26 protein-coding genes and 1 tRNA gene are annotated in these 20786 nt (G+C 28.0%); 6 read left to right on the top strand and 21 right to left on the bottom strand.

From position 1 onward, the window contains the following. Positions 1 to 46: 46 nt before the first annotated feature. Both ACRDDY_RS16620 and ACRDDY_RS16625 read left to right on the top strand, forming a co-directional pair. Positions 47 to 217, top strand: a complete 171-nt coding sequence (locus tag ACRDDY_RS16620; RefSeq protein ID WP_438566053.1) for a hypothetical protein — start codon at positions 47 to 49, stop codon at positions 215 to 217. A 79-nt stretch (positions 218 to 296) separates the two neighbouring features. Next, on the top strand, positions 297 to 524 hold the full coding sequence (locus ACRDDY_RS16625; protein WP_438566054.1) for a glutaredoxin domain-containing protein: 228 nt from the start codon (positions 297 to 299) through the stop codon (positions 522 to 524). A gap of 125 nt (positions 525 to 649) precedes the next feature. Here the strand turns inward: ACRDDY_RS16625 and ACRDDY_RS16630 are convergent, their stop codons facing one another. The 12 genes from ACRDDY_RS16630 to ACRDDY_RS16685 all read right to left on the bottom strand — a co-directional run bounded on the left by ACRDDY_RS16630 (position 650) and on the right by ACRDDY_RS16685 (position 11964). Continuing rightward, positions 650 to 1777: an SLC13 family permease gene (locus ACRDDY_RS16630; RefSeq protein WP_438566055.1), complete on the bottom strand. Its 1128-nt coding sequence runs from the start codon at positions 1775 to 1777 to the stop codon at positions 650 to 652. A 145-nt stretch (positions 1778 to 1922) separates the two neighbouring features. After that, positions 1923 to 2579 (bottom strand): phosphate signaling complex protein PhoU, encoded by a 657-nt coding sequence (gene phoU, locus ACRDDY_RS16635; protein WP_438566056.1) that lies wholly within the window; start codon positions 2577 to 2579, stop codon positions 1923 to 1925. A 10-nt stretch (positions 2580 to 2589) separates the two neighbouring features. Next, a complete protein-coding gene (gene pstB, locus ACRDDY_RS16640; protein WP_438566057.1) occupies positions 2590 to 3339 on the bottom strand; it encodes a phosphate ABC transporter ATP-binding protein PstB in 750 nt (249 codons plus the stop codon). 9 nt (positions 3340 to 3348) lie between these two features. Beyond that, positions 3349 to 4230 carry a phosphate ABC transporter permease PstA gene (pstA, locus tag ACRDDY_RS16645; protein WP_438566058.1) on the bottom strand — a complete coding sequence of 294 codons (882 nt, stop codon included), beginning with the start codon at positions 4228 to 4230 and terminating at the stop codon, positions 3349 to 3351. Next, on the bottom strand, positions 4230 to 5123 hold the full coding sequence (gene pstC, locus ACRDDY_RS16650) for a phosphate ABC transporter permease subunit PstC (protein WP_438566059.1): 894 nt from the start codon (positions 5121 to 5123) through the stop codon (positions 4230 to 4232). The genes pstA and pstC overlap by 1 nt, the downstream gene beginning before the upstream one ends. Before the next feature lie 3 nt (positions 5124 to 5126). Continuing rightward, positions 5127 to 6017, bottom strand: a complete 891-nt coding sequence (locus tag ACRDDY_RS16655; protein ID WP_438566060.1) for a phosphate ABC transporter substrate-binding protein — start codon at positions 6015 to 6017, stop codon at positions 5127 to 5129. A 128-nt stretch (positions 6018 to 6145) separates the two neighbouring features. Beyond that, complete coding sequence (locus ACRDDY_RS16660; protein WP_438566061.1) at positions 6146 to 6376, bottom strand: glutaredoxin family protein; 231 nt, start codon at positions 6374 to 6376, stop codon at positions 6146 to 6148. Between the two features lies 1 nt (position 6377). Next, positions 6378 to 7322, bottom strand: a complete 945-nt coding sequence (gene trxB, locus ACRDDY_RS16665; RefSeq protein WP_438566062.1) for a thioredoxin-disulfide reductase — start codon at positions 7320 to 7322, stop codon at positions 6378 to 6380. 147 nt (positions 7323 to 7469) lie between these two features. Continuing rightward, positions 7470 to 9899, bottom strand: coding sequence for an ATP-dependent Clp protease ATP-binding subunit (locus ACRDDY_RS16670; RefSeq protein ID WP_438566063.1), 2430 nt, complete (start codon positions 9897 to 9899; stop codon positions 7470 to 7472). Positions 9900 to 9968: 69 nt separating this feature from the next. Beyond that, complete coding sequence (locus tag ACRDDY_RS16675) at positions 9969 to 10961, bottom strand: ATP--guanido phosphotransferase (RefSeq protein WP_438566064.1); 993 nt, start codon at positions 10959 to 10961, stop codon at positions 9969 to 9971. 16 nt (positions 10962 to 10977) lie between these two features. Continuing rightward, positions 10978 to 11496 carry a UvrB/UvrC motif-containing protein gene (locus ACRDDY_RS16680; RefSeq protein ID WP_438566065.1) on the bottom strand — a complete coding sequence of 173 codons (519 nt, stop codon included), beginning with the start codon at positions 11494 to 11496 and terminating at the stop codon, positions 10978 to 10980. A gap of 12 nt (positions 11497 to 11508) precedes the next feature. Further along, positions 11509 to 11964, bottom strand: coding sequence for a CtsR family transcriptional regulator (locus ACRDDY_RS16685; RefSeq protein ID WP_438566066.1), 456 nt, complete (start codon positions 11962 to 11964; stop codon positions 11509 to 11511). Between the two features lie 153 nt (positions 11965 to 12117). Between ACRDDY_RS16685 and ACRDDY_RS16690 the strand changes: the two genes are divergently transcribed. Beyond that, a complete protein-coding gene (locus ACRDDY_RS16690; protein ID WP_438566067.1) occupies positions 12118 to 12780 on the top strand; it encodes an MBL fold metallo-hydrolase in 663 nt (220 codons plus the stop codon). Positions 12781 to 12822: 42 nt separating this feature from the next. Here ACRDDY_RS16690 and ACRDDY_RS16695 read toward each other — a convergent pair whose 3' ends face one another. The 7 genes from ACRDDY_RS16695 to ACRDDY_RS16725 all read right to left on the bottom strand — a co-directional run bounded on the left by ACRDDY_RS16695 (position 12823) and on the right by ACRDDY_RS16725 (position 16465). Next, positions 12823 to 12993 carry a DUF362 domain-containing protein gene (locus ACRDDY_RS16695; RefSeq protein ID WP_002598944.1) on the bottom strand — a complete coding sequence of 57 codons (171 nt, stop codon included), beginning with the start codon at positions 12991 to 12993 and terminating at the stop codon, positions 12823 to 12825. Positions 12994 to 13097: 104 nt separating this feature from the next. After that, the gene (locus ACRDDY_RS16700; RefSeq protein WP_438566068.1) at positions 13098 to 13304 is read right to left on the bottom strand and encodes a heavy-metal-associated domain-containing protein; all 207 of its coding nucleotides are present in this window, start codon (positions 13302 to 13304) and stop codon (positions 13098 to 13100) included. Positions 13305 to 13318: 14 nt separating this feature from the next. Further along, on the bottom strand, positions 13319 to 14224 hold the full coding sequence (locus ACRDDY_RS16705) for a PSP1 domain-containing protein (RefSeq protein WP_438566069.1): 906 nt from the start codon (positions 14222 to 14224) through the stop codon (positions 13319 to 13321). A 4-nt stretch (positions 14225 to 14228) separates the two neighbouring features. Beyond that, positions 14229 to 15161 (bottom strand): DNA polymerase III subunit delta', encoded by a 933-nt coding sequence (locus tag ACRDDY_RS16710; protein WP_438566070.1) that lies wholly within the window; start codon positions 15159 to 15161, stop codon positions 14229 to 14231. Positions 15162 to 15170: 9 nt separating this feature from the next. Next, the gene (locus ACRDDY_RS16715) at positions 15171 to 15500 is read right to left on the bottom strand and encodes a cyclic-di-AMP receptor (protein ID WP_438566071.1); all 330 of its coding nucleotides are present in this window, start codon (positions 15498 to 15500) and stop codon (positions 15171 to 15173) included. Positions 15501 to 15577: 77 nt separating this feature from the next. Then, a complete protein-coding gene (gene tmk, locus ACRDDY_RS16720) occupies positions 15578 to 16204 on the bottom strand; it encodes a dTMP kinase (RefSeq protein ID WP_438566072.1) in 627 nt (208 codons plus the stop codon). A 12-nt stretch (positions 16205 to 16216) separates the two neighbouring features. Continuing rightward, positions 16217 to 16465, bottom strand: coding sequence for a sigma factor G inhibitor Gin (locus tag ACRDDY_RS16725; protein ID WP_438566073.1), 249 nt, complete (start codon positions 16463 to 16465; stop codon positions 16217 to 16219). 133 nt (positions 16466 to 16598) lie between these two features. Here ACRDDY_RS16725 and ACRDDY_RS16730 point away from each other — a divergent pair, with 133 nt between their 5' ends. Next, a complete protein-coding gene (locus ACRDDY_RS16730; RefSeq protein ID WP_438566074.1) occupies positions 16599 to 17750 on the top strand; it encodes a M20 family peptidase in 1152 nt (383 codons plus the stop codon). Between the two features lie 40 nt (positions 17751 to 17790). Here the strand turns inward: ACRDDY_RS16730 and ACRDDY_RS16735 are convergent, their stop codons facing one another. Beyond that, positions 17791 to 18270 (bottom strand): hypothetical protein, encoded by a 480-nt coding sequence (locus ACRDDY_RS16735; RefSeq protein ID WP_438566075.1) that lies wholly within the window; start codon positions 18268 to 18270, stop codon positions 17791 to 17793. Positions 18271 to 18546: 276 nt separating this feature from the next. Here ACRDDY_RS16735 and ACRDDY_RS16740 point away from each other — a divergent pair, with 276 nt between their 5' ends. Both ACRDDY_RS16740 and ACRDDY_RS16745 read left to right on the top strand, forming a co-directional pair. Next, entirely contained in the window at positions 18547 to 19494 is a 948-nt protein-coding gene (locus ACRDDY_RS16740; RefSeq protein WP_438566076.1) for a magnesium transporter CorA family protein, read from the top strand. A gap of 105 nt (positions 19495 to 19599) precedes the next feature. Further along, complete coding sequence (locus tag ACRDDY_RS16745) at positions 19600 to 20508, top strand: S66 peptidase family protein (protein WP_438566077.1); 909 nt, start codon at positions 19600 to 19602, stop codon at positions 20506 to 20508. A gap of 159 nt (positions 20509 to 20667) precedes the next feature. On the opposite strand, the gene ACRDDY_RS16750 is transcribed toward ACRDDY_RS16745, so the two are convergent. Next, positions 20668 to 20741 (bottom strand) — tRNA-Cys (locus tag ACRDDY_RS16750). Positions 20742 to 20786: the final 45 nt, after the last annotated feature.

Below are 20786 nucleotides of genomic sequence, written 5' to 3' on the forward strand. Positions count from 1 at the left end.
TCTTTTATACAAATAATAATTATATAACTATTTAGGAGGTTTCACTATGTTTAATAAATTAAATCTTTTAAACCCTTTAAATCCTATTATAGAAAATCCATTAAAGACTCCAGCTCAAACAAATATTAGTCAATCCTTTGATAATTCTATAACAAAAGATGAAGCAGAAAATTTGCTTATTAATTCCAATATCTCTGAACCAAACGCTATTGAATAACCATTAATTTACTTGTGTCTCTACATTTTTTGAGGTAAAATTTAATTATAATTTACATAATATTTTAGGAGGTGTAATTATGGTAAAAATTTATACAACTGATTCATGTCCTTGGTGCGTGAAAGCTAAAAACTACCTTAAAAGCAAAGGTGTTGAATATACTGAAGTAAATGTTCAAGATAACATGGAAGCTAGAGAGGAAATGGTTAGAGGTTCAAAGCAAATGGGAGTTCCTGTTCTTAATATCGAAGGAAATTTCATAGTTGGATTTGATAAACCAGCTATAGATAAAGCTTTAGCAAAATAAGATTGATTGAAGAAACTATAGTAGAGAACTCATTGTTTTATACTATAGTTTTTTCTTATAAAAAAGAGTTACTTTAAATTTAAAAGTAACTCTTTTTATAATTCACATGAATTTTAGTTTTTCGTTTAAACAACTTTCATTAATATTATTGATGCTGGTATTAATACCACCAATACGCATAGACTGTATAGTGCAAATGTTTTTATATATGTACCTGATTTTGATTCTCCACTTGCTATTGCAAATTTGTATGATATTATACTTGCCATCGAACCTATTAATGAGAATAATCCTCCATTATTTACACCATAAATAAGTGCTTTATAATTATGAGTAAATGGTGATAATAATAATGTTGTTGGAACATTACTAATAAATTGACTTAATCCTAAAGCTACAAAATAAGTGTGTAAATCATTAATTAAAAAGTTTGATATTAGTTTCTTAACCTCTGGTATTGCTGAAATATTGCCAATAAAAATAAAAAATGCTGTAAATGTTATGATTAATGAATAATCAACACGTAAAAATAATTTTCTATCAATTACCAAAGTTGCTAAAATTACTATTACAAATGCAACTTTATAATTTACAACATGAAACACTGAACCTAAAACAATTAAAAATAAAATTCCATAAACTATTATCATAGCTTTTCTTTCTACTTTTACTTCTTTTAATTCTACATTTAAGTTTCTATTTTTTTGAGCAAATACAATTATCAATAGTACAATAAATGCTATAACCGTTATTGGTAATGTTACGCTAAAGAACTGTTTATCTGTTAAATTAAAATGTGTATAGATATATAAGTTCTGAGAGCTTCCCATTGGTGTTAGTGAACATCCTAATATAGCTGATATTGTCTGAAATACTATAAGTTTTGTTGGATTAAATCCTGCCTTTTTAGCTAAAATTAAACTAATTGGCACAAAAGTTATAAGTGCAACATCATCTGTTATTAGCATAGAACTGAAAAAAGTTAAACATATCATTATAAGATATATTCCTCTTAAACTTTTATCCCTATGTAGCAACTTAGTTCCTATATAGTCTAAAAATTTAAAACTTTTTAATGCTGTGACCACAACCATTAAATTAAATAATAGTATTAACACTTTAAAGTTAACATAACTTAACTTTGGTGGAGATATAAAAGATGTAATAATAGCTAATAAAACTGCTACTATTAGTATTATTTCCTTCTTGCAAAAGTCTTTTATTCCTTGTTTATCTAACGCGTTTAAATTCATGGCGTCTCCTTCTTCATTGCTGAATTTAAAATAAGTTTATCAATTTAATTGTAACGTGCTAAAAAATATATATCAATGAACAAGAAATATATTTATTATTAACTCTATTTACAATTTAATCTATTCTATATATTTTCACTTTTATTTACTCATTTAAATCCACATATTCCCCTGTTTTACTGAATATAATCCATTCGCAAATATTAGTCACATGATCTCCCATTCTCTCTAAATATTTACTAATAAACAGTATCTGAGTTCCTAGTGTAATCTTATCTTCATTTACTTTTATATATTTCAATGTATTTTTAAAAACATTCTTATAAATTTCATCTATTATATCATCTAACTTACATATATCATATGCAGATTTAGTATCTCTCTCTAAATAAGCATCCATAGATAAGTTTAGCATATTTTTTATTTCTTTTTCCATCTTCCATATATCTTCTGCTTCTTCTATAAACTCTGTAAAATCATTATTTGTAATTATCTTGCAAATATCTACTGTAAGGTCTGCTATTCTCTCTAAATCTGTAACTATCTTTGACGCTGTAAATACTCTTCTTAAGTCTTTTGCAAGTGGTTGTTCTGTTGCTATAAATTTTATACATTCTTCTTCTATTTCTTTTTGTAATATATCTATTTCAGAATCTTTTTCTATTATAGTTTTAGCAAGTTCTTTATCATTTCTTTCTAACGCTATCATTCCAGCTTCTAAAAAATTTCCAACTAATTCTGCCATGAATTTTAATTTTGTATTTATTCCATTTATTCTTAATGTATGTATCTCTCTTTTCATAATTCTCTCCTTACCCAAATCTTCCTGTTATATAATCCTCTGTTCTTTTATCTTTTGGCTTATAAAATATATCTTCTGTGTTTCCATATTCTATAACTTCTCCACTTAAAAAAAATGCTGTCTTATCTGCTATTCTTCCAGCCTGTTGCATATTGTGAGTTACTATTATAACTGTATATTTCTTTTTTAATGTTTCTATAAGTTCCTCTACCTTTCCTGTTGAAATAGGATCTAATGCTGATGTTGGTTCATCCATAAGTATAACCTCAGGCGATACAGCTAACGTTCTTGCTATACATAGTCTTTGTTGTTGCCCTCCTGAAAGTCCCATTGCAGATTTTTTAAGTCTATCCTTAGTTTCTTCCCATAGCGCAGAACCTTTTAAACTTCTTTCTACAATCTCATCTAATGTTTTTTTATCTCTTATTCCATGAATTCTTGGTCCATAAGCTACATTATCATAAATACTCATAGGAAATGGGTTTGGCTTTTGAAATACCATACCAATCCTTTTTCTTAATATAATTTCATCATAGTCTTCAAAAATGTTATGTCCCTCAAAAAAGACACCACCTTCAATTTTTACACCTTCAATTAAATCATTCATACGATTTATAGTTCTCAAAAATGTGCTCTTTCCACATCCTGATGGTCCTATAAGTGCAATAACTTTATTTTTTTCAAACCCTATATTGATTCCTTTTAATGCCTTATGTGTTCCATAATAAAGTTCTAAATTCTTAGTCTCTATGATATTCATAATCCCTCTTTACACTCCCATCGATTTTTCTAATTTCTTACTTATAACTTTCGCAATTATATTAAATATCAGTACCATTATTACAAGTACAGCTGCTGTTCCATTTGCTATTTGTGCTGCATCCGGAACAATTCCTTCTGAGTTTAACTTCCAAATATGTACTGCTAAAGTTTCTGCTGGTCTAAATAAAGAAAATGGTGAACTTTGCCCAACAAAACTTAACTTCTTAAAATCTAATCCACTTGAGCTAAGCCCCGCTGTATATAAAAGAGCTGCTGCTTCTCCAAAAATTCTTCCTGCTGCTAATATTATTCCTGTTAAAATTTCTTTTGCTGCTGTAGGAATAATTACATTCTCTATAGTTTGCCACTTAGTTGCTCCAAGTCCTAACGATGCCTCTTTTACTTTTTTAGATGCATTCCTTATTGCACTTTCTGATATTCTTGTCATTACAGGAATATTTAATATACTTACAGATAATGCACCTGCTAAAATTGAATACCCAAGCCCCGCCATATTTACGAAAACCAAAAGTCCAAACATTCCAATTACAATTGATGGTAATGATGCCATAGTTTCTAATGAAAGCCTTATTATCTTTATAATTGGGCCTTCCTTTGCATACTCTGCTAAATATATGCCTGCCCCTATTCCTACTGGGACTGTAATTATTAATGATAAAATTAGCATATATACTGAATTAAATATTTGCGGTCCTATTCCACCACCTGCACCAATTATTTTAGGCTTACTTAATATAAAATGTGGTGTTAACACTCTCCATCCATTATAAAAAATATAAATTATAAAAAGAGCTAATAAAATTACTATACATGCACTAACAAAATATAATATTCCTGTTGCTACTTTATCTGCTTTTCTTCTATCCACTATTTTATCTCACCTCTTCTTTCTATAAATCTAACTATTAAGATAAAAATAAATGAAATTATAAGTAATATTAATGCCATACTCCATAATGCATCATTCCACGCACTTCCACTAACTGTATTTGTTATATCCATAGTTAATATACTAGTTAATGTTGATGTTGAATCACTTATTCCTTTTGGTATTTTCACAGTATTTCCTATAACCATCTGTACAGCAAGTGCTTCTCCAAAAGCTCTTGCAAGCCCTAATATTACTCCTGTTAATATTCCTGATTTTGCATCAGGTATTATTATTTTTCGTATTGTTTCCCACCTTGTTGCTCCAAGTCCATATGAAGCCTCTATATGCATTTTAGGTACTGCACCTATTGCATCTATTGATAATGTTGCAATAGTTGGTAAAATCATTAATGCTAAAACTAATATTCCTGCAAGTAAAGAAAACCCTACACCTCCAAATATATTTTTTATAAGAGGCACTAACACCATAAGTCCAACCCATCCATAAACTACTGATGGAATTCCAACTAGAATTTCTAATGATGGTTTTATAAACCTCTCTCCTAATTTTTTAGAAATAATATTCACAAAAATTGCTAGTGCTATAGCTATTGGTCCACTTATTATTAATGCTCCAAGAGATACAAGAGTTGAACCTACTGCAAAGGCTAATATTCCATAAGTCTCTGGTATTCCCATCGGATTCCAATTATCTGTAAAAACAAATCTTATAAAATTTAATCCTTGTTTAGTAAATGACTGTATTCCCTTTGAACCTATAAAAAATATTATTGCTACCGTTACAATTATTATTAATAATCCACAAAAGATAGAAAAACCTTTTCCTAGATAGTCTGAAAATATCTTTTCTTTTATGCTTCTTCTTTTCATTTTCTACATTCCTTTACTCATTTTTATATTTTGAATTGGTATAAATCCTAATTTTTTAATTGTTCCTACATTTTTCTTACTCATTACAAATTCAATAAACTCTTTTGATAATCCAGTTGCCACACCCTTTGTATACATATGTCCAAAAGACCAAAATTTATATGTTTCATTCTCAATATTTTCTATATTTGGACCATATCCTTCAATTTTAATTACTCTCAAATTTTCCTTAGCTTCATTATTATTCATATATGTAAGAGCCATATAACTAACAGCCCCTGAACTTCTTTTCATAGCTTGAAGCACAGCTCCATTACTATCTTGAATTGCTCCTATAGCATCATTTTCTAAATCTCTATTCCCTCCTAAAATTGTATTTGTAAATGTATCTCTTGTTCCTGATGATGCTGGTCTATGTATTACTAATATAGGCTCATCATTTCCACCAACTTCTTTCCAGTTAGTAATTGCCCCTGAAAATATTCCTCTTATTTGATTTAAATTTAAATTAGTAACTCCACATCCTTTACTTGTTATTAAACAAAATCCTTCCCTAACTACTTTATGATCTATTAACTCTTTTGCTTGAAGCTCATTTAGTTTTTGTTCCGCAAACATATCTGAATTTCCTATATTCACTGTTCCTTCCAAAACTTGAGTAAGTCCGGTCCCCGAACCTCCCGCTTGGACATTTATAATATTTCCACTATATAATTTATCAAAACTTTCTATTGATTCTTCCATTAAAGGTAATAATGCTGTTGAACCACTTATAGTGATACTCTTAACATTACTATCTTCTCTATACTTCCTTGCATTAAAGACAAGATATACAATTCCTAATATAGTTATAAATAAAAAGCATACCATCACTTTCATCTTTTTATTAATCATTTTTTCCCTCCTAACAATATAAAAATATAAAAAATAAGGTGTATTAATTTTAGATTTCAAAACTTATTGTTTCCAATCTAAATATTTAATACACCTTATATGCAAATTTTATTATATATACTTTTATTTTATTTATTATCTATTAAGCTATCTATCTTTTTCTTATCAAATCCAACGACAATCTCACCTTTATAATCTAATACTGGAACTGTCTTTTGACCTGACACTTTTATCACTTCTAATCTATCCTCTTGTGCATCTGCAACATCTACTGTTGTATATTTTACACCTTTCATATCTAAATATTTTTTTAATTTCACACATCCAGGACACCAAGATGTTGAATAAACTTTTACCATATTACTTCACTCCTCTTTTTACTTCATTAATATATTTCTCTGCATCTAATGCTGCAATTGTTCCATCTGCTACAGCCGTTGTTATCTGTCTAAATTCTTTTATTCTAACATCTCCTGCTGCATATACACCTTTCACATTAGTTCTCATTCTTTCATCAGTTTTTATATATCCAACCTTATCAACCTCTATATATTTACTAAATAAATCAGTTTTAGGCTCAGTTCCTATATATCCAAATATTCCTTCTAATTCTAATTCTGTTACTTCAGATGTTTTAGTATTTTTTATTATTGCTTTTTCAACAAAATCTGTTCCTGTAACTTCTATCAAATCCTCATTATATAGAATTTCTATTTTAGGATTACTTACTGCTTCATCTATAATTGATTGCTCTCCATTAAAGTAATCATGTCTTCTAATTATATATACCTTTTTAGCAAATGTAGTTAAAAAAATAGCTTCTTCAAGTGCTGATTTTCCTCCACCAACTACTCCAACTACTTTATCTTCATACATTGCTCCATCACAAACTGCACAATAGTGAACACCTTTTCCTAAATATTCTTTTTCACCTTTTATAGGTAATTTTTTAGGTGATGCCCCAGTTGCTATTATTATTGCTTTAGGCCTATAAACATAACTTTCTGTTTCTACTATTTTTTCATCATCAGTTAAATTAACCTTTTCTATAGCATCAAACTCATCTATTTTTGCACCACATCCTTCAGCTTGTTCTTGCATTGCATCTGAAAGTTCTGCACCTGATATTTTTTTAAATCCTGGATAATTCTCAACTAAATAACTATTTCTAATTTGTCCACCTAGAATTTCATTTTCTAATAATAGCATATCCATTTTAGCTCTAGCTGCATAAATCGCTGCTGTTAACCCTGCTGGTCCTCCACCAACTATTATTAAATCTATATCTTTAATCTCTTTTTCCATACTATCATCTCCTTGTACCCCCTAGGGGTATATCTTATTTTAATTATAACACTATTTTCTCTAATTTCAATAATATTATTTATAGGCTCCTCTAGAAACTCAAATAAAAAAGATTCAGATAAAATTTCTCCTATCTGAATCTTTTTCTTATTGAAATACTAATACATCTTCTTTTATAGTGGCTTCATAACCTTCTAATTTTTTTATTTTTCCTCTTAAAAGTTCTTCACTAATTTTATCTTCAATCTCTTTTGTTATAACTCTTCTAAGTGGCCTTGCTCCAAATTCTCTTACATCACATTTTCCTATAATATAATTCTTACTTTCATCACTAAACTCAATATATATATCATTTTCATCAAGCCTATTTTTCACTTCTTTTAGCATTATTTCTGTAATACTAAGCATATCTTTTTTGCTAAGCTTATGAAAAATTATTGTATCATCTATTCTATTTAAGAACTCTGGCTTAAAAGTTGACTTAAGCTCTTCTAAAATAGTTTCTTTCATTGCATCATACTCTTTATTCGAACTTTCTTCCGAAAAAAATCCTACACTTTTTTGTTTCTTTATACTATGAGCTCCAACGTTAGATGTCATTATTATTATTGTATTTTTAAAATTAACTACTTTTCCTTTTCCATCTGTTAATCTTCCATCTTCTAATATTTGAAGTAAAATATTAAATACCTCTGGATGCGCTTTTTCTATTTCATCTAGTAGAACTACACTATATGGTTTTCTTCTTACTGCTTCTGTTAATTGACCACCTTCTTCATAGCCAATATATCCTGGAGGTGCTCCTATAAGTTTTGAAACTGCATGTTTTTCCATATATTCTGACATATCTATTCTTATCATATTATTTTCATGAGAAAACATTGCCTCTGCTAAAGCCTTACTTAATTCAGTTTTTCCAACACCAGTTGGTCCTAAAAATATAAAGCTTCCAATTGGTCTATTAGGATTTTTAAGTCCAACTCTTGCTCTTCTCACTGCTTTAGCTACTAAATTTATTGCTTCATCCTGTCCAACTACCCTTTTGTGTAAATTTTCTTCTAAATTCAATAATTTCCCACTTTCTTCCTCAGTTAATTTTTCCACTGGTATATTAGTCCAACTAGCAACAACTTTAGCTATATTTTCTCTATCTACAATAAGTTTTTTATCTATAGTTTTTTCATTCCATGTAGTTGAAACTTCCTCAAGTTTTTTTCGAAGTTCTCTTTCTTCATCTCTTAATTTTGCTGCTTTTTCAAATTCCTGTATTGAAATACATTTATCTTTTTCACTTTTAATCTTAAAGATATTTTCCTCTAATCCTCGTAAACTTGGTGGTTCTAATAAAGTTTCTATCCTAATTTTTGCTGATGCTTCATCTATTAAATCTATTGCTTTATCTGGCATAAATCTATCACATACATATCTATCAGACATTTGAACTGCTATTTTTAAAGCTTCATCTGTAATTTCTACATTATGATGTTCTTCATATTTGTCTCTTACACCTTTTAATATTTCTAATGTTTGTTCATTTGTTGGTTCTTCTACTAAAATTGGCTGAAATCTTCTTTCAAGAGCTGAATCTTTCTCTATATGTTTTCTATATTCCTCTATAGTTGTTGCTCCAATACATTGAATATCTCCCCTTGCTAATGAAGGTTTTAATATATTTGATGCATCAATAGCACCTTCTGCTCCACCCGCTCCAATTATAGAGTGTATTTCATCTATAAATATAATTATTTTTTTATTTTCTTTTATTTCAGCCATTACTTTTTTTAATCTATCTTCAAATTCTCCTCTATATTTGGCTCCTGCTATAAGACTTGTTAAATCTAGAGAATATATTTGTTTTCCTTTTAATGATTCTGGAATATTTCCTTCCACAATCCTTTGAGCTAATCCCTCTATGACTGCTGTTTTTCCTACTCCCGGTTCACCTATAAGACAAGGATTATTTTTTATTCTTCTACAAAGAATTTCTAAAACTCTTGTATTTTCCTTTACACGTCCTATTACAGGATCTAATTTTCTTTTTCTTGCAAGCTTAGTTAAATTAGTACTATATTTAACTAACATTGGCATTTTTTCCTCTATTTCTTCTTCTAATCTTTCATCAACATTATCATCTATCTCTTGATTATCTAAAAACATCTGTAAATCTTTTTTTATTTGCTCTAAATTTACTTTCATGAAACTAATCATAGTATAGGCTACACCATCTGTTTCATTTAATATAGCCATCAATAAATGCTCTGGATTAATATTTTTATGAAATAACTTTTTACTTTCTTTTAGCGCTTCCTCAAATAAAGCCTTTGCTCTTGGTGTAAATAACAACTCTGTTTTAGGAATCATCACTTCACCTTTTCCTAAATATTTTTCTATGGTTTTATTTACTTTAGAATAATCTATCCCATTCTTTTCTAATATACCTTTCGCATAGCCATCTTCTTTGAGTATTCCTAACAATATATGTTCTGTCCCTATATAACCATGTTTAAAATTTACTGATTCTTTTTTTGCTTCTAAAAGAACCTCCTCAGTCCTTTCTGAGAATCTATTCTCACCCATATATTCTTTTCATCCTCCTATAACATAATTTAATATAGCTTTTTCACCCTCTATGTCACATGTTATATCCTATTTTAATACCACTCTTATAATATCAGCACGCTTTATATTTATTTTATCTATATTAGTTTCACCGTCTAAATGCTCTCTAACATATGAATTTCTTGAAAGTAATATCGCTTTCTCTATTGTCTTTATTTCTAAGTCTAAAATATTTAATTCTACACCTAATCGAAGATATGAAAGTAGATCTAATGCCTCTATTGAATCTAATATTCTTGCTTCTTTTAAAACACCATAAGCCCTGAATATTTTATCTGCTATCTCATTTTTATATTTCTTCAAAGCATTTCTTCTTTCTTTTTCTTCTTCTTGAAGCACATATTCAATAATGCTTCTAAATTCATCTATTAAATCTTCCTCTGAAATTCCAGTTGTTGTGGTATTTTTTATTAAATAGATACTTCCATATGCCTTTCCCTTTTCACCATATTTTCCTTCTACTGAAAATATAGACTTATCTTTATGTGAAAATAATTTATTTATTTTATCATTTAGCGTTAACATAGGTAAGTGAATTATTACTTCTAATCTAACTCCAGTTCCAATATGATTTAAACTTGATGTTAAGTATCCCATTTTTTCATCAAAACTATAATTGAACATATTTTCTAAACTCAAATCAAATTTTCTAATATTTTTGTATATTTCTTCTATATTATATCCACTTTTTATACATTGTAATCTTAAATGTTCCTCTTCATTTAAAACTATTGAAAAATTTTTATCTTCTGATATCATAACTCCTGCTATTTTCTTATTCTTTAAAGTCTTATTTCGTAATATTCTATTTTCCTTTAAGCTTTCAAAATTATATACATCTTCCCATAATTTTATCCTCTTCAAACTTCCATCTATTTTACTAATACTATTAAAAAAATCTTCTGTTATTTTTTGTCCTTCCTCCATTTTCAAAGCTACTGGAAACTTACACTCTTTTATATTTCTAAATAAGGTTATACTACTACTTATAATATTCTTATTTAAATCCAAACCTCTCAACCTCTATGTCCCCCTTTTAATTATTTTTTTCCTCCCCTTTTAACTTTCGTATCTCATCTCGTATTTCTGCTGCTTTTTCATAAGCTTCTATAGCTACTGCAATATCCATTTCTTTCTCTAATCGTAATATTTTTCTCTTTAAGTTTATTTCATCTCCAAGCTTATGTGGAATATTTCCTCTATGTTCATTATATAAATTATTTTTTTCAACTATTCTATCTATATCTTTTTCAAATATGTTATAGCACTTTTCACAGCCTATAAGTTTTCCATTTTTTACATCCATAAGCGCAGTTCCACAACTAGAACATTTTACTTCTAACTCTTTATTCTTTTTATCTGCATCATCAAATAAAATACTTAAAACATTATTAAAAGATGTATATTCTCCTCTTTCATCATAAACATCATTAAATAGCTCTTTCCCATATTTTTTAGCACATCTTTCACATAACCAAATACTCGTACTTTCCCCCTCTACTATCTTACTTAAATTCAATATAGCTTCTTTCTTATTACATCTCTCACATACCATTAAATACACTCCTTATTCCATTATTATCATTACCATACCCTTCAAAATATTTGATCTTAATTTATTCTTATCCTCTATTGTCCCTAATGTATTATCATTCATTGCTATTTTTATGATTTCATATTCTCTTTTATTAATAAGTTCTATTTCTAAAAGATTATCTAAAAGTGCTATTGCATTATGATATGTTATACTACTACCAATTGACTCTTTTATTAATTTTTTTATATCTCCTGAACATGTATGGTTTATTCTTTTTATTGTTATATGACCACCGCCACCTCTTTTACTTTCTATAATATATCCTTTTGCATATGTAAATCTTGTTGTTAATACATAGTTTATTTGAGATGGTGCACATCTAAACTGTTCTGCTAACTCATTCCTTTGAATTTGTGCTTCATGATTTTCATCATCTTGTACTAAATCCTTTATAAATTTTTCTATTACATCCGTTAATCTCGCCATATCTATCTCTCCTTTGTTTTTGACTTACTTTGACTTTTGATTTAATATTAATCCTTATTTCATATATAATCAACTTTAATCTAATTTATTTCTGAATTTTTTTATTTTCTTTGGAAAAACTATCTAATAATAACTTTACTGGAGGTAATTCTTATGTTTATATCTTGGCTTGGAAACTCAAGTTTTTTAATTAAAACTTCTCTCGGAAAAAGAATTTTAATTGATCCCATAAATAAATTTCATAGCTGCTCTTTAGAAAATATAACCCCAAATATAATAACATTAAGTTCCGAAAACTTTAAATGTTCTTGTCTATCAGAGTTTTCACCTGCTACTAAAACTTTAAGTAATATCAGCTCTTTTGAAAGTGATATTGGTACTATTTATAGTATTCCTTCTTTTAGTGATAATTTAAATGGTTTAAAACGTGGTATGAATAAAATTTTTATTTATATAATTGATGGACTTAAGTTGTGTCATCTAGGATATCTTGGTCATATTCCAGATTCTTCCACCATAAATGAAATAAAAAATTGTGATATACTTTTTCTTCCTATTGGTGGAAATATTACTTTAAACGGAAAAATAGCATATAAACTTTCAAAGCTTATCTGCCCTAGGATTATAATTCCAATGAATTATAAATTTAATCCATATTCATTTTTATTTTCAAGTCCACAAGATTTTTTAATGCTTAATAAAAATATTGTTAATATTAAAGATAATTCTTTTCTTATAAATCTTGATACAATACATACTTTTAAAGAAGGTACTACTCTCCTTCTTTCTCCTACAAAAATAAATAGTATTATATAATAAAAAAAGATCGTTAAAACGATCTTTTTTTATTATATAATACTATTCTTGAACTGGTGCTCCAACTGGACAAACATTAGCACAGTTTCCACAATCAATACAAGTATCTGCATCAATTACAAATATAGTATCCCCTTGGCTTATAGCGTTAACAGGACACTCTGCAGCACATGCTCCACAGCTTACACATGAATCTTGAATTACAAATGCCATCAAAAACACCTCCTAATTTCTTCTTTTGGTAATAATACCTTCTCCATTCTAACACGTTTTTTTTTAATTTTAAAGTTATTTTACAAATTTCTTGATTTATAAGACTATGTTAATACAATATAACCTAACGATTCTATAGCATCTATTATATCCTCAACCAACACATAACTTTCATTATATATAACTGTAGCTTCTTTTTTTGAAATACTTATCTCACTTGCAATTACTCCAGTATTACTCGATATAGCTTTCTGAGCCTTTCTAACATCGTTAGAATTTTTAATTCCTGCTACCTTCAATACCGCCTTCATTTTTAAGTGCCCTCCTATTTATCTCTTATAAGTTGTTTTATTAATTTCTTATCTTCCGGTGATTCCACTTCTAATCTTATATCATTATCATCATATACATCTTCATAATCACCTGTTATCATTGTTATTTTTTCTATGTTAAATTGCTCTACAAACTCTTCTTCACCATTTCTAAGTCGTACTTTCACCATTTCTTTTACTATATTATTTTGTATAACTTCTCCTCTTCCAAGTTCTGTTTCCACAATAGACCCAACTCTTGGAAGTCTCTTTCTAATATCTTCATATGTGCTTTGTTCATAATTTAAACAACACATAAGCCTTCCACATATTCCTGAAATCTTAGTTGGATTAAGAGATAAGTTTTGTTCCTTTGCCATCTTTATTGATACTGATGTAAAATCCCCTAAGAAAGATGAACAACATAATGATCTTCCACAAGGTCCTAAACCACCTATCATTTTAGCTTCATCTCTTACACCTATTTGTCTAAGTTCTATTCTTGTTTTAAATATAGTTGCTAAATCTTTTACTAAATCCCTAAAGTCAACTCTTCCATCAGCTGTAAAATAAAAAATAACCTTATTATTATCAAACGTATACTCAACATCTATAAGTTTCATATCTAACTTATGATCCCAAATTTTTTCAGTGCAAATTCTTAATGCTTCTTCTTCTTTGTCCTTATTCTCTTTATGTTTTTTTATATCCTCTTCATCTGCTACTCTAATAACAACTTTTAATGGTGCTATTATTTCATCTTCTTCAATATGCTTTTCTCCTATAACACATTGTCCAAACTCTATTCCTCTTGCAGTTTCAACAATTACATAATCCTCTTTTTTAACTTCTAAATCTTGCGGATCAAAATAATAAATTTTTCCCGCTTTCTTAAATCTAACTCCTATAACCTTTAACATTCTATCATCCCTCCAAAAAGCTCATAAGCATAACATCTAAACTAATTTGGAAATTAGAATTTGCATCTATATTCCTTCTCATAACTTTAATAGATTCAATCATATTGCTAAGTTTCTTATAAGACATAAGTTGCATTAACTCTTTTATTTCCTTTTCTTTGTCAGAATTTATTATAAGACTTTGTAAATTAGCTTCTTTATAAATAATTATGTCTCTAATAAATCCCTCTATTATACTTATAACTTCTTCCTTTTCATCTTTATATTTCATAAAACTTTTTTCATATTTTAAAATACTTTCAATTTTTTTCTCATTTATTTCCTTTAGAAGTTCTAATGCAATTAATCTAATTTCTTGTAGTTCATCATCTTCAATAAATCTTTCTAATCGGCCTGGAACTCCTCTTGCATATGCTAAAGCTGCTAAAAATCTCTCTTCATCAGTGTTGTATTTTTTTACTATGTATTCTCTCATTTCTTCATTAGATAATGGTGTTAATTTATAAATTTGACATCTTGATTTTATTGTTTCTAATATCTTTTCAAGTGTTGTAGTTAATATTATTATAAAAACCCCATTTGGAGGTTCTTCTATAGTCTTTAATAATGCATTTTGAGCTTGAACAGTTAACTTTTCACCAGAGTAAATCATTATAACCTTTTTACTTCCCTCATAAGGCTTCTTATTAACTTCCTCTATGATTTCTCTAACTTCATCTACTCCTATGCTAGCTTTCTTTGGCCTATACTCAACTGAATCTACATGCTTTTTAAATGGTTCATTTTCTAAAATCATTGATGAAAATATACTTGAAACTTTGCTTTTTCCAATCCCCTCATCTCCCACTATTATATGAGCATGAGATAAAGTTCCATTTTCAGCTCTTTTCTTAAATCCCTCTATAATCTTCTTATGTCCAATATATTTTCCTGGCATAACTTTCTCCTATACTTGTATAAATTGGTCAACATCAATTACAAAAATTGTAGCTCCTCCAACTGTTATATTAATAGGATATTGAGCATAAATTTCTGTACTATCTATAAGTGGTGATGGCGTTACCATAATTTCTTCTCGTGTCTTACATGTATTTCTTACTATTTCTACAACCTTATCTACGTTAATTTCATCTACACCAACTAATAACGTTGTATTTCCTGCTTTTAAAAATCCACCTGTCGTTGCAAGCTTTGTCACTCCAATTTTTTTTACTGTTAATTCATCTATTAATCCTTCTGAATCTTCGTCGCTTACAATAGTTATTAATAACTTCATGAGAAGCACCTCCATAAATTAACCCTGCCTTTACTATTTTACCATAAACTTCTAGACATAAATATATCTTATTCTACTTAAATTAAGTCTAAAAAAATACTCTTTATCTCTTCAAATACTTGCTCAATAGTATTTTCAGCATTAATTTTTTTTATTCTATCTTTATTATTTTCATAAATCTTATTATACCCTTCTCTTACTTTATTATGAAAATCTATTGCTTCTAAATCTAATCTATTGATTTCTCTACCTCTATTCTTCATTATTCTTTCAAGACCAACTTCTGGTCTTATATCAAACAATATAGAAACATTTGGCATACAATCACTAATTGCAAATCTATTTATTTCAAAAACTTCATCTATCCCTAAACCTCTTGCATATCCTTGATAAGCTAATGATGAATCAACAAATCTATCACATAAAACTATTTTCCCTTCATTTAGTGCTGGAATAACTTTTTCCACTAAATGTTGTCTTCTTGCAGCCGCATATAAAAGTGCTTCAGTTCTTCCATCCATAGTAGTATTTTTTACATCTAAAATAATTTCTCTTATCTTTTCAGAAATCTTTATACCACCAGGTTCTCTAGTCTTTATGCAATCATGTCCATTTTCTCTAAGCCATTCATATGTCATCTCTAGCATAGTTGACTTTCCTGAACCTTCTCCACCTTCAAATACAACAAACAAACCTTTTTTCATTTAAATTCTCCTCTATCTATAAATAACTACTTTTATTCTTTCCTTGTAGTCATCATACTTTTTTTCTGTTACATCCATCTCAACAATTTCTCTTTCACATTGTCTACAGATATATTCACCATTTATGATTATACCATTAATCTCATTTTCTGATAAACAACTTTCAACACTCTTCTCACAAATAACACATCTTCTCTTATCAATCTCTTTATTTTTTAACTCATACATATTTTTCTTTTCTAAATTTACATTATTAATCATACTCTTTGTCCACCTTTTTTAAATTCTTTATTCTAATACTTGCCTAATTAATAGGTTTTTAAACTTATTAAATAAATAATTTTTAATATTTAGGTAAAAATATTAAAGAGATTATTCATTAGGAGGTATTCTTATGAACCATGATGTTCAAAAGTATATAATTGATTGTGAAGATGATATAGAAAATATCTGCAAATTTCTATATCAAAATCCAGAAGAAAGTTATAAAGAAAAAAAAGCTGCTGCTTTTATATGTGATATTTTAAAAAAACATAAATTTGATGTAAAAGAAAATATTTTAAATATACCAAACTCATTCTATGCTTCTAAAGGTACTGGGCACCCTAAGATTGCCTTTATTTGTGAGTATGATGCAATTCCAGGTGAAGGCCATATAACAGGACATAACCTACTATCCTCTATTTCAGTTTTAGCTGGCTTATCATTAGGTAATGCTATCTCTAAATTAGACTATGGCTCTTCTATTATCATTGGTTGCCCAGGGGAATATTTAGGTGGAACAAAGGAAACTATGGTTCATCAAGGTTTATTTGATGATATAGATGCTGTACTTCTTATTCATCCTGATATAGTCACCGCACAAAGTGGTACATCATCAGCTATTATTCCACTTAGTATAACCTTTGAAGGAAATGATGGACTTAGTTTTTTAACCATGCCCGAATATACATCTCTTGATGCAATACTTCTTACCTTGAATATACTTAATTCAATTTCAAAAGGCTTTTCTAGTGATTTAGCAATTCACTCTATCCTTTCTAACGGAGGTATCACACCTTTATTAATTCCTAAATCTACCGAAAGCAAATTTTATATTCGTGGAAAAACAATGGATATTGCATTAGAAGGCGAACAAAAATTAAAACTTATTGCTAAAACAGTAGGCGAATTAACCAATTTTGAACCTAAATTTTCACTTTATGAACCTCAAAATGAAGAATTAAAAAGTAATTCAACTTTAAATAGATTATTATCTAATAACTTAAAAGAATTAGGTATTATTAATATTGAAAATCCCAAAAATTCCAATGCTGGTTTAAGCATTGGAACTGTTAGTAAAAAAGTTCCTTGCATACATTCATATCTTAATATTTCTGATAATCCTAATTTAATGTATGGTAGTACAGACTTTGCTAATGCAACTATACAACCTTATGCTTTAGATATAGCTAAAAAGGCAGGACTATCTCTTGCATTAACTGGTTTAGATTTAATAACTAATAAATCTCTACTACAAGAAGTTAAAGATGAATTTTATAAATAACAATAAAGAGCCTGCAGCATTGCTACAGACTCTTTATTACTTATATTATTTCTCTATTTAATTTACAAACAAATTCATTACTCGGTTCAAAAGAAAATTTATAATATTCTCCATTTTTCTTATAAATACAGACACATGTATTATTATTCAATAGACTACATACAAATGATCCAATAAATTTAGATTTTATTTTTGGTGCTTCAGATTTCTTTCCTATATATTCTATATCAGAAATCCTTATGCTTGCTAAATTCTTTTCTTTTGACATAAATATCTTATTTACAATAAGCTTGTCTGCTATTACAGAATACTTATATGATGTACTACAAGATATTATCTCTCTTAATAGTATAAGACATGTTAAAGCTAAAATAATGGTATTACATATTTCAAACGTTAAAGCTCCTCTAAATTTAATAAACTTCAACCCTTGATGAAGATATAACATACATGTTATCACTATTAATACAATAGCAATAACTGGTGCCTTCTTCTTGACTACTATTTCCCTCTGCATCATTTTTAAACATCCCCCGATTTTAAATGCAATTTTTAATTATTATACTTGGATTATACTAACAAATTAAACTTTATTCCATACTTGAACTCTTCTATTTTAATCTATATTTGCCTATATCTTAATATAATCTTTTATTTTCTTACTCTTTCTTAATATTTTAAATATTTTATTCCTACTCTATTTTTATATTAGTCTAATTTTTATATTTTACTAAATCTTTGTTTTTACTCTCTTATTATTGTAAAATATATCTATATTAACTTTTGGGAGGACGATATGATACAAATTTTTAAAACAATTGATGAAAAGCCTTTACGACTAACTACTTTAGAAAATATCGAGCCTGGTTGTTGGATTAATATTGTAGCACCATCTGAAGAAGAACTTTTATTAATCTCAAAAAAAGCTTTAATACCACTAGAATTACTTAAAGCCTCATTAGATGACGAAGAGACATCTCGTATAGATATAGAAGATAATATTTTATCTGTAATAGTAGATATACCTTTTACTGAAATGGAAGATAATTCACTAACCTATGATACCTATCCTCTATCTATTATTCATTCTGATAATCTTTTAATAACAGTTTGTCTAAAGAATAGCAAAGTCTTAACAGATTTTATAAATGGAAAAGTTAAATCCTTTTATACTTATAAAAAATCTAGATTTACACTTCAAATTTTAAGTAGAGTCTCTACATACTTCTTACTTTATCTAAGACAAATAGATAAAAAAAGTTTAATGATTGAAAAAAGACTTCATAAGTCAATGAAAAATCGTGAATTAATTCAACTTCACTCATTAGAAAAATCACTAGTCTATTTTTCTACTTCTTTGAAGGCAAATGAAATAACACTTGAAAAAATGCTTAAACTTGATATTATTCAAAAATATGAAGATGATAAAGATGTTCTAGAAGATGTCATTATTGAAAATAAACAAGCTATTGAAATGACCGAGATATATAGTAATATACTTGCAAGTACGATGGATTTTTTTGCATCTGTTATTTCAAACAACTTAAATATAGTTATGAAGGTTCTAGCTTCTGTTACAATCCTCATGTCAATTCCAACTATGATAAGTGGAATTATGGGAATGAATATAATCTTCCCATTTAACACTGACTCTAACAAAGCTTTTTACATTATAATGTTTATTACTATCTTAATTTGTGTTATAGTAGCGTGGATATTAAACAAAAAAGATATGTTTAGATAATAAAATATTCAACTTATTGAATTTAACAACATACAATTATATTAGAACTAAAGAGAGCTAAAATTTAGCTCTCTTTTTATAAATATATTTAAAAGGAGTCTATAAATGCATTTAGGAAAAAGATTAACTTCAAACTCTACTATTGGTATTATCGCACCAGCTGGTTCTAGTAATAATAACACTATAAACTTATTTATAAATAACTTTAAAAATTTAGGTTTTAATATAAAATATTCAAATACACTATATGACAAATGTGACTACTTAGCAGGAACTGATTCTTCTCGTGGTAAAGCCTTAACTAATATGTTTCTTGATCCTGAAGTTGATGGAATAATTTGTTTTAGAGGTGGCTATGGTGCAATAAGAACTTTACCATTTATAGATACTGAAATAATAAAAAATAACCCCAAATTTTTTTGTGGCTATAGTGACATTACTGTTTTATTAAATTATTTTGCTAAATTAGGAATACCAACTTTTCATGGTCCATTGATAAAGTCAAATTTCTCAAAAGATACTTTAACACTGTCCTCACTTAAGCACTTTATGTTCAATCCCTCTAAAGGATATATCTATGATTTCTCTACAAATCCTATTCTAAATACTAATGATATTAAAGGAAAGCTAGTCGGAGGAAATTTATCAATTATATGCTCTCTAATGGGAACTCCTTATGAAATTGATTTAACTAATTCTATTCTTTTAATAGAAGACATAGGTGAAGCACCTTATTCTATTGATAGATTAATCTCTCAATTATTATTAAGCAAAAGCATAAAAAATTGTAAAGGTATACTACTTGGTCATTTCACTTCTTGTACTTCTATTGATAAAAATTCACAGGATATAACTAATCTCCTAGTTACTAAGTTAAAAAATCTAAATATTCCCGTTATATTTAATGTTCCCTTCGGTCATGATTATCCAAATTTAACTTTTCCAATAGGTATTACTGCCCATTTTTCAAAAAAATCAAAAAAACTAATTATTACTGAAAATGCTTTAAAATAATCCACTGTTTTATATGTTCATCTTATACTTATCCACATTTATTTCTTCTTTTTGTGGATAACTTTACTTAAGAATAATTTTTTGTGGATATTTTATTTAAATAAATAAAATATTTTTAAAAATAAAAACCTGTAAACTAAAAGTTTACAGGTTTTAAAATGGAGGCGCCACCCAGATTCGAACTGGGGATCAAGGTTTTGCAGACCGATGCCTTACCACTTGGCTATAGCGCCGTAATTATGGTGGCTCGAGCAGGAATCGAACCAGCGACACGAGGA

Origin of the sequence: Clostridium sp. (genome assembly GCF_051656525.1) — a bacterium.
Lineage (GTDB): Bacteria > Bacillota > Clostridia > Clostridiales > Clostridiaceae > Clostridium.